Source organism: Allomesorhizobium camelthorni, from assembly GCF_011045125.1.
Taxonomy (GTDB): domain Bacteria; phylum Pseudomonadota; class Alphaproteobacteria; order Rhizobiales; family Rhizobiaceae; genus Allomesorhizobium; species Allomesorhizobium camelthorni.
Window position 1 is genome coordinate 1 of the sequence record NZ_JAAKZF010000116.1, and the last position, 11,056, is coordinate 11,056.

The 11,056-nt window shown below is 59.9% G+C and carries 10 protein-coding genes and 3 pseudogenes; 8 read left to right on the forward strand and 5 right to left on the reverse strand.

The genetic code is table 11. The features are described from left to right. Positions 1-974 precede the first annotated feature (974 nt). The 4 genes and pseudogenes from G6N73_RS32245 to G6N73_RS32255 form a co-directional block, all read right to left on the reverse strand. A pseudogene (locus G6N73_RS32245) lies at positions 975-2,196 on the reverse strand (glycine C-acetyltransferase). Next, positions 2,093-2,482 carry an acyl-CoA dehydrogenase family protein gene (locus tag G6N73_RS38870; protein WP_425484182.1) on the reverse strand — a complete coding sequence of 130 codons (390 nt, stop codon included), beginning with the start codon at positions 2,480-2,482 and terminating at the stop codon, positions 2,093-2,095. Before G6N73_RS38870 ends, G6N73_RS32245 begins: the two are co-directional and overlap by 104 nt. A 195-nt stretch (positions 2,483-2,677) precedes the next feature. Then, complete coding sequence (locus G6N73_RS32250; protein ID WP_425484183.1) at positions 2,678-3,637, reverse strand: aminotransferase class IV; 960 nt, start codon at positions 3,635-3,637, stop codon at positions 2,678-2,680. Positions 3,638-3,833: 196 nt separating this feature from the next. Continuing rightward, positions 3,834-4,286, reverse strand: coding sequence for an Lrp/AsnC family transcriptional regulator (locus G6N73_RS32255; protein ID WP_165033995.1), 453 nt, complete (start codon positions 4,284-4,286; stop codon positions 3,834-3,836). A 458-nt stretch (positions 4,287-4,744) separates the two neighbouring features. On the opposite strand from G6N73_RS32255, the gene G6N73_RS32260 reads away from it, so the two are divergent. The 5 genes and pseudogenes from G6N73_RS32260 to G6N73_RS38875 all read left to right on the forward strand — a co-directional run. Continuing rightward, entirely contained in the window at positions 4,745-5,707 is a 963-nt protein-coding gene (locus G6N73_RS32260; RefSeq protein ID WP_165033996.1) for an NUDIX hydrolase, read from the forward strand. A 63-nt stretch (positions 5,708-5,770) separates the two neighbouring features. Then, complete coding sequence (nadA, locus tag G6N73_RS32265; protein WP_165033997.1) at positions 5,771-6,745, forward strand: quinolinate synthase NadA; 975 nt, start codon at positions 5,771-5,773, stop codon at positions 6,743-6,745. After that, positions 6,742-8,286, forward strand: coding sequence for an L-aspartate oxidase (locus G6N73_RS32270; protein ID WP_165033998.1), 1,545 nt, complete (start codon positions 6,742-6,744; stop codon positions 8,284-8,286). Before nadA ends, G6N73_RS32270 begins: the two co-directional genes overlap by 4 nt. Then, positions 8,283-9,137 (forward strand): carboxylating nicotinate-nucleotide diphosphorylase, encoded by an 855-nt coding sequence (gene nadC, locus G6N73_RS32275; protein ID WP_165033999.1) that lies wholly within the window; start codon positions 8,283-8,285, stop codon positions 9,135-9,137. Before G6N73_RS32270 ends, nadC begins: the two co-directional genes overlap by 4 nt. Then, positions 9,109-9,231: pseudogene (locus G6N73_RS38875) on the forward strand (MucR family transcriptional regulator); the annotation flags it as partial. The gene nadC and the pseudogene G6N73_RS38875, both read left to right, overlap by 29 nt. A 184-nt stretch (positions 9,232-9,415) precedes the next feature. Here the strand turns inward: G6N73_RS38875 and G6N73_RS38880 are convergent. Beyond that, positions 9,416-9,559: a hypothetical protein gene (locus G6N73_RS38880; protein WP_165034000.1), complete on the reverse strand. Its 144-nt coding sequence runs from the start codon at positions 9,557-9,559 to the stop codon at positions 9,416-9,418. A gap of 46 nt (positions 9,560-9,605) precedes the next feature. On the opposite strand from G6N73_RS38880, the gene G6N73_RS38885 reads away from it, so the two are divergent. The 3 genes and pseudogenes from G6N73_RS38885 to G6N73_RS38895 all read left to right on the forward strand — a co-directional run bounded on the left by G6N73_RS38885 (position 9,606) and on the right by G6N73_RS38895 (position 10,884). Further along, positions 9,606-9,779: a transposase gene (locus tag G6N73_RS38885; RefSeq protein ID WP_165034001.1), complete on the forward strand. Its 174-nt coding sequence runs from the start codon at positions 9,606-9,608 to the stop codon at positions 9,777-9,779. Positions 9,780-10,373: 594 nt separating this feature from the next. After that, positions 10,374-10,751, forward strand: a pseudogene (locus G6N73_RS38890) (SDR family NAD(P)-dependent oxidoreductase); the annotation flags it as partial. Further along, positions 10,657-10,884 carry an SDR family oxidoreductase gene (locus G6N73_RS38895; RefSeq protein ID WP_165034002.1) on the forward strand — a complete coding sequence of 76 codons (228 nt, stop codon included), beginning with the start codon at positions 10,657-10,659 and terminating at the stop codon, positions 10,882-10,884. The pseudogene G6N73_RS38890 and the gene G6N73_RS38895, both read left to right, overlap by 95 nt. The last annotated feature ends 172 nt before the right edge of the window (positions 10,885-11,056 follow it).

The window sequence follows — 11,056 nt, forward strand, 5'->3', positions numbered from 1 at the left end:
GAAGACGAAGATGCCGACCATCGTCATGACGGCGACGGTCGAGACCATTCTGCGAAGAATGTAGGCAGTCATTGCGCCCTTAGACCTTCTGCATCATGAGGTCTCGTCGCGAGCTTCTCACGTTCCGATTCCCTTTTTTGTATTGGCGGTGCGGTCAATAGGCACCTATTTAGTTCGGCCGACACCACGAGAGAGGCTTTCGATCTCAAAGCGGCGGCAGACGTCTCGTTCTCCCACGAATGACTTTGGCGGGAGACGCCATTTTCGAAACGATAGCACCTACCGAGGTAGGTTTGGGCCAAAAAGCGTCAATTACTGAAATGCGAGCCCCAAAAAGCGGCCTGATCTGAAACGCCTCGCCTGGTCCGGGGCGCACGCCACAAGCGGGTCGCATACGCACGAGCCGTTTCCACAACCGCGCGCTGGTCGACGCCGATCCGGCCGAACGCTTTACCCGCCGCAGGTCGGGCACAAGCAGCGCGGGTGATGTGGCGATCATTGGCCTTCGTCTCCTTTGTCAGATGGTGAGCAAGAGACACTCGGAGGACAGGCTTGCGTCCGGTGGCGGCGAGCTCTCGTCTGGGCAGCCAATACAATGTCGCGTACGGCAAGCCTCCGGTGAGGGCTGTGGCCCATTCGTGATGTCAGCGTGTCTGGCTGCGGTTCTTCGTGAATGCCGCCTTGCCGAGAGGTTGGCCTTAGTGATCTTCCGATCCGCGTTTGGAGTTCGTCTTTAGCTGGATACTCGAGCTGGGAGCAGGGTTCATTAGAAGTGGAGCGTCGCGTTTGATCATCCTCTTGATCCCCGAACCGTCGACCAGCGGTTCCAGAGCATTTACTCTCCAAACAGATAAACGGGTAAACCGGTGCAGGTATTGCGGGCGATCACTAGACTTTGAGGGCGGGCGAGCACTTCCTCGTTCGGGCTGGCATCAACGTGTCACTAAAGTTCGACCGTAGATTAACGCCAAGGACTATATGACGTACATCGACGAAGGCATTCCGTCATGTTGGACATCGGATGACTCCCAATCCTCCTCAGTGAAGGCCTCAACGGCACGGTCAACATCCGTGCTCGAATGTGCGGCAGACATCTGCGTGCGGATGCGCGCCTGCCCCTTTGGCACTACCGGGAAGGAGAAACCGACCACATAGATGCCGAGCTGGAGCATCTTCTCGGCCATCTGCTGCGTGAGGCTCGCGTCGCCCAATATCAAAGGGATGATCGGATGGTTCGCGCCAGCCAGCATGAAGCCCGACTTCGACATCTTCGAGCGGAAGCGGTCGGCATTGGCATAGAGCTTTTCGCGCAGCGCATCGCCTTGTTCTAACAGATCGAACCTTCAGCGACGCCCCTGCAATGGCAGGCATCAGCGTATTGGAGAACAGATACGGCCGCGAGCGCTGGCGAAGCCAGTCGATGACCTCGCGCTTGCCTGCCGTGTAGCCGCCCGAGGCGCCGCCGAGCGCCTTGCCGAGCGTGCCGGTGATGATGTCCACCCTGCCCTCGACGCCGCAATGCTCCGCCGAGCCGCGCCCATGCCTGCCGACGAAGCCGACCGCATGACTGTCGTCGACCATGACCATGGCGCCATATTTTTCCGCCAGGTCGCAAACCCCGCCAAGATTGGCAATGATGCCGTCCATGGAAAATACGCCATCGGTCGCGATCAATTTGAAGCGGCTGGCCTCGGCCTTCTTCAGCTCTTCTTCCAGCGCTTCCATGTCAATGTTGGCATAGCGGAAGCGCCTGGCCCTTGAAAGCCGTACGCCGTCAATGATCGAGGCGTGGTTCAGCGCATCGGAAATAATGGCGTCTTCCTCGCCGAGCAGCGTCTCGAACAAACCAGCATTGGCGTCAAAACAGGATGAATAGACGATCGCATCTTCCATCTTGAGGAATGAGGAGATGCGTGCCTCGAGTTGCTTGTGCTCCTCCTGAGTACCGCAGATAAAGCGGACCGACGCCATACCGTATCCATAGCGGTCGAGCGCAGCCTTAGCCGCGTTCCGCAGCTCTTCATTGTCGGCGAGACCGAGATAGTTGTTGGCGCAGAAATTCAGGACCTTGCTGCCATCTGCGAGTTCGATCTTAGACGACTGCGTCGAGGTGATGACGCGCTCGGATTTGTAGAGCCCCGCAGACTTCAACCCAGCCAGTTCCGCAGACAAATAGGCAATGAAATCGTTGTTCATCGGCACCTCCGCAGGAATGGCATGGATACGTCCAACACAAGTACATGATCAGTGACGACTGGACGCTCATCATCGTGGTAACGGCTGTCGATTCGCTCAACCCCGCGCGCCACGAGGCATAGGCAGCGTAGCCAGCTCCGAGCCTGTCATATTCCACAGGGATTGTGACACCGAGCAAAACCGCCATCACCAGTTCGCGGAAGATCGACGGGTCGGTCGCCTCGTTGAGATGCACGTCCACGGAGCGTGGGCGCGAGCTCGGCGACGCAGAAAGTTGCCGCACCATCGCGGATCGCGCTCGTCTTCCGACTGCTGTCTCCCAGCAGCAGGAGACGTAGGTGTGTATCGGGCACTCTGCCAAATCCAGGGCGGTGCCCCGACGAAGCGCGCCTGCTCGAATTTCGGGAGTTTGCGTGACGACAGCTCATCGAGATCATCACAAAGCCGCTCGCAAAGTTGCTCTCGCATGGCTCATTTCCGATCACGGGTAGATGACAGCAGTCGACCATGCCGGATCATCGTGCTTTCGCCAGTAGAGATCCATTAGCCGGCGGGTGACGGACCCGACCTGCCCATTAGAGATCGCGGCGTCGTCGATACGCGTCACGGGCATAATGCCGCCGGCAGTCGAGGTGATGAACACCTCGTCAGCCGCTTTGATCTCAGCGCGAGCAATATCGGCAGCCGTAGCCGAGAGCCCGATCTCGGCGCAAAGGTCGAAGACAGTCCGGCGCGTAATGCCCGGCAACACCCCAAAAGCGGGTGTCCTCAGGGATCCGTCCTTTACAACAAAAACATTGAAGCCAGGCCCCTCCGCAATGTGCCCGTTCGTATCCAGGATCAGCGCTGTCTCAGCCCCCCTGTCGTATGCGTCGAAAAGGCCCTTCACGAGATCGAGCCAATGGTAATTCTTGATCGCCGGATCGACCGAGTTAGGCGGGATGCGGACGGTCTCGCTGATCGCGACGTGCAAACCCTTTTCCAGCTGTTCCTTGTTGGCAACCGACCCAAAAGGGATAGCAAACGCGATGAAGCGGTTCTCCGCTTGCCGGGGATCGCGGCTGAATGTCGGCGACGAACCGCGCGTGCAGATCATCTCCACGTACGCGGATCGATGGCCAGACAAAGCGACACAGTCTTTGAGGATCGATACTATCGTCTCGCGATCATAGGGCACCTTCATTCGCAAACGTTCAACGCCCCCGAAGAAACGATCAAGATGGAGATCCAATCGGAAGAATCTGCCATTCCAGACGTGCACCGTGTCGTAAGTGGCGTCTGAGTGCAGGAACCCCCAATCGAGCACGGAGATTTTGGCCTCGGACATCGGCAGGTATTGCCCATCCATGAACGCGACCCCATGCGGATAGAGGCGTCGATCGACGTAGTGCTCATCGACAGTTGGAAGAACAGGCAAGATCTGTGTCATCGGGGTCGCCATTCTTTTTCCTTACATCGGGACGGTTGCTTTGATTGCGTCGAGCGGTCGGGCAACCCACACCGTCCTGACGCAGGATTGACTGCGCCCTCTAGATCGCACAGTTGCTTAAGCGAAAACGCTCAATCTGATGGTGGACGCGCAATGGCAGTTTCAAAACGCGGCCCGGAGTGATGGCTTCAGCGCAACCGGCCCAACTCTACACCGTAACCCGGGGCTCGAACTTGACCCGATCAAGCGCGATCATGCTCCGGAATTTTCGGACATTAGGGTTGGTATAGAGTTTTGTCTTGACGAAGACGTCAAAGGCCTCGACGTCCTCAACGGCTACGATCAGCACAAAATCGGCGTCGCCCGTAATCATATAGCACTGGGTAACCTCTTTGGCCGCGCGCATCGCGCGTTTGAAATCGTCGACGAGGTCAAGACGCTCACGGTCCAACTCAACCGTGACAACAACGGTGAGCGATTTGCCGACAGCTTTCGGATCCACGAGCGAGATGTCCGCAACGATTACGCCATCAGAGCGCAGCTTGTTCACTCGACGCATGCATGACGCTGCCGAGGAACCGACCAATTCCGCCAGTTCTGCAAATGAGAGCCGGTTGTTCTTTTGTAGAGTCGCAAGAATCCTTCGATCTAGGTCATCCATGGAATAATGCCTGTGATTGCAACTTCAATAATCGCCAAAAAACATGCTACATTCATTGCAGTTGTCTCTGCAAAGTGAAACAATCAAATCAATCTTGACCCGCCCACGACAAGAATCAGCCGCTGCCCACAGGACCTATCCTGGGAAGTCCGTCAATGGGCACCGCAAAGCCCCGAGATTTCCAACCGCGCCGCGACAGCTAACAACTAGCCGGTCGAAGCTAGTGCGCTCGACACTATATCCGGCGGTGTGATCGCCTTGGTGTTAGCAACCGCACTCAATAGAGGACTCCTTCCCTAACGTTACCAACCGCGGGTGTCGCGTTTGGCATATTTTTGTGCAGGTGCGAAGGGCTAAATTACGAGGTGCATGAGTTGACGTGGCGACCGTTATTGGTGAGAACAAAATTCAATCGGTTCAGCTACTTCTCGGCCCTGCCCAGGCACCTTTAGGGGACCATGGACGATCGCGCAAAAAGGATCAGGAGAAACAGTCCCGGAGGCAAGGCCGACGCGGCCAAAGTGGACCTGACTGCCGTCGTCGTGGCGGTGAGCAACAATGAGCCCTGTGTCCTCACCATCGGGCAGACGGACACCTTGCCCTCCGGTCCGCTCGCGCTCGAGCACCGATCGCTGCAGTCCGGTTTAAGAACGTGGGTCGAGGAGCAAACCGGCCACCCACTAGGATATATCGAGCAGCTCTACACCTTCGCCGATCGGGACCGCGCCGGCGCCGAGCTGGAGCAGCGCGTCATCTCCATCAGCTATCTCGCCCTCACCCGCAAGGAACATGCAACGGCTCCGTCCAAGTCCAGCTGGCAAAGCTGGTACGACTACTTTCCCTGGGAGGATCACCGTGCCGGTACTCCGCCGATGGTGTCGAACCTCCTGCGGCCACGCCTGATCGAGTGGGCGGATGGCGCCTACGACGACGCGACGCGCCTCGAGCGCCGACGACGGGCGGCGATCGCCTTCGGCTTCGACGACCGTCCGTGGAACGAGGATCTCACGCTTAAGCGCTACGAGCTGCTTTATGAAGCAGCCCTGGTGGAAGAGGCGATGCGCGGTTCGACTCTGCCCCCGCCGGTTCGCGGCAAGTCCATGGTTTCCGATCATCGCCGCATCCTGGGGACGGGCATTTCGCGGCTGCGCTCCAAGATCAAATACCGGCCGGTGGTCTTCGAACTGATGCCGCCGGCCTTCACGCTTCTTCAGCTGCAGCGAACCGTGGAGGCGCTCGCCGGCAGGCTCATCCACAAACCGAACTTCCGTCGCCTCATCGAGCAGCACGAGTTGGTCGAGGAGACTGGCGAAACGAGCACGGAGACAGGCGGCTGGCCGGCGAAGCTCTACCGCTTCCGGCACGCCGTGCTGGAAGAGGGGGAAGTTGCCGGGGCAAAATTGCCGCTCTCGCGGGCTTGACCGCTTATACTCACTACGAATATATACGCCTTATATTCAGGTAGAGTATAATCGGAGGGCTCGATGAGCGCCATGCTGCCTTCGGGCGCGTCCCTGTACGACCGCGTTCAGCGCGTAATCCCCCCGATCGAATGGCCGACCTTTTTGGACGACATCGACGCAATTCTCGAGCTGAAGCAGCAGCGAAACGCCGTCGTCCTGGCGCACAACTACCAGACGCCGGAGATCTTCCACTGCGTCGCCGACATTGTCGGCGATAGCCTGGCGTTGGCCCGCAAGGCGATGGCTGTCGAAGCGGATGTCATCGTGCTTGCCGGCGTGCATTTCATGGCCGAAACGGCCAAATTGCTCAACCCGGAAAAGACGGTGCTCATCCCGGACCTGAAGGCGGGCTGCTCGCTGGCTGACTCCATCACCGCTGCCGATGTCCGCCTGCTGCGGCAACGATACCCCGGCGTGCCGATCATCACCTATGTCAACACATCGGTCGAAGTGAAGGCTGAGTCCGACATCTGCTGCACGTCGGGCAACGCCAAGGTCGTGGTCGAATCGCTTGGAGTTTCCCAGGTGATCATGCTGCCGGACGAATATCTGGCCCAGAACATCGCCGCGCAGACGGACGTCGAGATCATCGCCTGGAAGGGGCATTGCGAGGTGCATGAGCGTTTCACGCCAGCCGACATCCGACAATTGCGCGAGGATCATCCCGGCGTGACGGTGCTTGCTCATCCTGAATGTCCGCCCGAAGTGGTGGCGGAGGCCGACTTTTCGGGCTCGACGGCAGCCATGTCCGATTATGTCGGAAGCCAGAAACCGCCTCGCGTGGTGCTGATGACGGAATGCTCGATGAGCGACAATGTAGCGGTGGAGCACCCCGACGTCGAGTTCATCAGGCCCTGCAATCTCTGCCCGCACACGAAGCGGATAACGCTCGCCAACATCCGCTCGGCGCTCGAGCAGAACCGGCACGAGGTGAGGATCGAGCCAGAGATTGTAGGACGAGCACGGCTCGCGGTCGAGCGGATGCTCGCCCTATGAGCGCGGATGTCCGCAGCTTCTCTGGCCGGCCTATTATCATAGGCGGCGGCATTGCCGGATTAATGACTGCGCTTCATCTGGCGCCAGAACCGGTGCTTATTTTGTCCAGGACCCCGCTCGGATCTGACGCATCGAGCGCGTGGGCACAGGGCGGGCTGGCTGCCAGCCTTGGCGTTGACGACGATCCGGTACTGCATCTCGCCGACACGCTCGCCGCGGGCGACGGGCTGTGCGACGCAGAAGTCGCAACCCGCATCCTCCATGCGGCTCCCAACGCGATCGAGACCCTGGCGACCCTGGGGGTCCGCTTCGACCGGACGCCGGAAGGAGCGTTGCTTCTCGCACTCGAGGCCGCACACGGCCGCCGGCGCATTGTTCATGCCGGCGGCGACGGCAGTGGACAGGAAATCATGCGCGCGCTGGTCGAGGCCGTGCGTTCTGCTCCGTCGATTGTAGTCATCGAGGGTGTGGAGGCGCGGCGGCTGGCGGTGGAGGACAATACGGTCCGGGGCGTTTGGGCGAGCTGTTCGATGAGTCCTGTGTTCTTGGGTACGGGACGGGTCGTCCTCGCGACCGGCGGAATTGGCGGACTGTTCCTCGACACCACCAACCCTCTGGGCAGTTGCGGACAGGGCCTGGCGCTTGCGGCGCGCGCCGGTGCTGTTCTTGCCGATCTGGAGTTCATCCAGTTCCACCCGACCGCGCTTGACGGGCCGGATCGCCCCATGCCGCTGATCAGCGAAGCGGTTCGCGGCGAAGGCGCGACGATCGTCGACGAAACAGGCCGGCGCTTCCTCGAAGGCGTGCGGGGTGCGGAACTCGCGCCGCGCGACGTTGTGGCGCGCGCCATCTGGAAGCATCTTTCCAACGGCCACCGCGTCTTTCTCGATGGGCGGGAAAAGCCCGGCCCGACATTCGCGCGGCAGTTTCCGACGATCGCATCAGCCTGCCGGGGCGCAGGCATCGACCCGGCGCGCAACCTCATTCCCATACGGCCGGCCCAGCACTATCACATGGGCGGCGTCTCGGTGGATCGGGACGGACGCACCTCTGTTGCCGGGCTGTGGGCTTGCGGCGAAGTCGCCTCGACGGGACTTCACGGCGCCAACAGACTTGCCAGCAACTCGCTGACAGAGGCGATCGTATGCGCGCGATGGGTCGCCGAAAGCGTGGCGGGATCTCCGATCGGTCTCAGAACACGATCAAAGGCACGGGAAATTCCGGCGCCCAATCCACTCGCCTTGCGCCCTCTCCTCTCACGCACTCTTGGCGTGAAGCGAGATGGTGAGATCTTGCGAGCGGCCGTAAGCACATTGCTTCCGCTGGCCGAGCTACACGATGCAGCGTCCGATCCCGCCGCAGTTGGACTGATGATCGCGGTTGCCGCCTTGCTGCGCGAAGAAAGCCGCGGCGCTCACTACCGCACGGACTTTCCCGATCATGCGGTCGTCGCCCGCCGCTCCAGGCTCACGCTCGATGAAGCCTTGGCGACAGCTCGGGAATTCGCATGTCCGTCAACGCTTGAAGAGTTTGCGCAATGAACCTCTCGCCGCTTCCCGCAATCATGCTTGAGCCCCTGGTGCGGGCAGCACTTCTGGAAGATCTCGGCCGGGCGGGTGATCTGACCACCGATGCCATCGTGCCGAACAACCATCGCGCGAGGACCGCGCTCGTTGCGCGGCAGACCGGAGTTGTCGCCGGGCTAGATCTGGCGATGCTGGCGTTCCGGCTGTTCAACCAGGACCTCGAAATCACGGTGGAGCGGGCAGACGGCAGCAAAGTCGCGCCAGGAGACATCATCGCAACCGTGACCGGTCCGGCCCGCGCCATGCTCACCGCTGAACGGACGGCGCTCAATTTTCTGTGCCATCTGAGCGGCATTGCGACCGCGACCGCATTGCTAGTCGTCGCGGTTCACGGGCACGCCGCAAAGATCGTCTGCACGCGCAAGACGACGCCTGGTTTGCGGGCGCTGGAAAAATATGCCGTGCGCGCCGGTGGCGGTTCCAATCACCGTTTCGGTCTCGATGATGCGATCCTGATCAAGGACAACCACATCGCCATCGCCGGCGGAATTCGCCCGGCCATCGAGCGGGCGCGAGTGAGCGTCGGCCATCTCGTCAAGATCGAAGTCGAGGTCGATACGCTGGCCCAGCTGGAAGAGGCCCTGGTGCTCGCCCCAGACGCTGTCCTGCTCGACAACATGTCGGTCGACGAATTGCGCCAGGCCGTATCGATGGTCGCCGGTCGATGCATCACCGAAGCATCGGGCAGGATCACCGCCGCAACGGCGCCAGTCATCGCCGCGACCCGAGTCGATCTGATCTCCGTAGGCTGGCTGACCCATAGCGCGCCGATCCTCGATATCGGACTTGATTATCGAGCGCCTTGATCCACAAGCAAACCGTCATGTCTCAGCCTATGTCTCCAACAACCCAGTCGCGGGGGATCTTCCTGCCTTGATCGGCCAAGTGCACGCAGCACTGAGAGAACCGGCCGGCAGCGTCTGAGCGGGAAGAGCTTGCGGCGATCTGCCTTGAGGATCGAAAGAAATTCAGATCGCCAAAGCGTCTTCAACGCACAGCAGAAAGCATCGAGCAGCAATTCGTGATAATGCTTCATCGTACGCGCGATCTTCTTGTGCGCCAGCGCACGATGCTCGTAAACGCCCTACGCGGTCATCTGGCCGAAGTTGGCATTGTCGCTGCGCTGGGGCTTCCGAAAGTTCAAGAACTCATCGCGGTCATCAACGACGATACGAATGAGCGTATTGAACCTCTCATGCGGCATTGTATGGAGGTGATCGTCGATCAACTGCAGGGTATCCAGGCAAGGGTCGGTACTCTCGATCGAACTATTAATGTATGGCATCGGCCCTATCACCGCAAGCGTCCTGGCAGCGACGGTGGCCAATCCCTCGGCATTTTCGTCCGGGCGACAATTCGCGGCATGGCTCGGCCTGGTGCCGCGGCAGAAGTCCACCGGAGGGAAAGATAGGCTCGCAAAATCTCAAAGATTGGCGATCAGTAGATAAGACGTCTTCTAATTGTCGGAGCCCATGCGGTCTACGCTGGGGCAAAACCACTAAAGGCTCGGCGTGGATCATGGGGTTGTTAGGTCGCCGACCTTTCAGGGTCGCTGCCGTGGCGCTCGCCAACAAGATGGCACGGATCGTCTGGTGTATCCTCGCCAAAGGCATCACCTATCGCGACGAACGGTCTGCTGACGTATTGCCAGCTTGAAATTCAACGACAACGTATTTCGAGTTGCGAGGGTGAACGATGATGTGATGACAAACCGGCCGAGCCGGGGGCGGGATAGCCCGCTAGGGGTTGTGAGCAAAATGCTCGATGTTCTGAAATGGGATCCGACCCGCGAACTTCATTAGGGCCCGCAGCCATGAGGGCTGCTTCATTGAGGCCGGACAAATGACTTGCACCCGACCGTTCTGTTCACGCATGACCCCGACTTGGCAGAGGTACGCTGAAGGAGCTGAACCGATTTAATAGAATCTCTATGATGACTGTCGGCGCGTGAACACCACGCGCCATCGCGATTTTGGCTCTTCGCACTTGCACAAAAATGTGCCAAACGCGGCACCCGTGGTTGGTAACGCCGCGTTGACGTTCTCGTCAACGCCGCCGGCATCTCCCTGCACGGAGATACGGTTGAGGCCTGCACGCCCGAAACACTCGCGAGAACCTTCGCGGTTAATCTGGATGGAATGTTTCTCGGCTGTAAGCATGTGATTACGCCCATGCGGCGGCAAGGAAATGGCTCAATTATCAACATCGGCTCAATCCTCGGCCGCGTTACTGACGGCGCCTCCGCTGCCTATACGGCGAGCAAAGGAGGCGTGGGCATGCTGACCAAGTCGACAGCGCTTCACCTCGCCCAGGACGGCGCTCGGTGTGCGCTGCAACCAGGTCTCACCGACCTACACACTCACACCCATGATGGAGCGCTGGCTGGCCGAGCTTCCAGCCGGAAATCGCCGAGCGCTTGAAAGTGCCCATCCGCTCGGTCGGTTAGGTCGGCCGCAGGAGATCGTTGCGGCTGCGCTGTTTCCGGCGAGCGATGAGTCGCAAGCCATCACTGGCGCGGACTTCCTCGTGGATGGGGGCTACACGGCGCAGTGAATTCTGTGGCTCTCCCTGCCCATTTAGCGGCGAGGCGTACTCCTCAGAGAGGTCCACGACCCGCGCATTACGGCAATAGCGGTAGTCGCTTTTCGGGTGCAAGTTCCTCCAACTGACGGTGGCTCGAACGTTCAGCTATCCCTTCTTCTTGTTTGGCTGCCTAGATGCCCTA

What these genes read in the sequence shown, in the direction of transcription:
- nadC (WP_165033999.1), top strand. Translation starts at nt 8,283, where the DNA reads ATGAACCTCTCGCCGCTTCCCGCAATCATGCTTGAGCCCCTGGTGCGG.
- G6N73_RS38870 (WP_425484182.1), bottom strand. Translation starts at nt 2,482, where the DNA reads ATGGTGCGGCAACTTTCTGCGTCGCCGAGCTCGCGCCCACGCTCCGTG.
- G6N73_RS32260 (WP_165033996.1), top strand. Translation starts at nt 4,745, where the DNA reads ATGGACGATCGCGCAAAAAGGATCAGGAGAAACAGTCCCGGAGGCAAG.
- G6N73_RS32270 (WP_165033998.1), top strand. Translation starts at nt 6,742, where the DNA reads ATGAGCGCGGATGTCCGCAGCTTCTCTGGCCGGCCTATTATCATAGGC.
- G6N73_RS38885 (WP_165034001.1), top strand. Translation starts at nt 9,606, where the DNA reads ATGTATGGCATCGGCCCTATCACCGCAAGCGTCCTGGCAGCGACGGTG.
- nadA (WP_165033997.1), top strand. Translation starts at nt 5,771, where the DNA reads ATGAGCGCCATGCTGCCTTCGGGCGCGTCCCTGTACGACCGCGTTCAG.
- G6N73_RS32250 (WP_425484183.1), bottom strand. Translation starts at nt 3,637, where the DNA reads ATGGCGACCCCGATGACACAGATCTTGCCTGTTCTTCCAACTGTCGAT.
- G6N73_RS32255 (WP_165033995.1), bottom strand. Translation starts at nt 4,286, where the DNA reads ATGGATGACCTAGATCGAAGGATTCTTGCGACTCTACAAAAGAACAAC.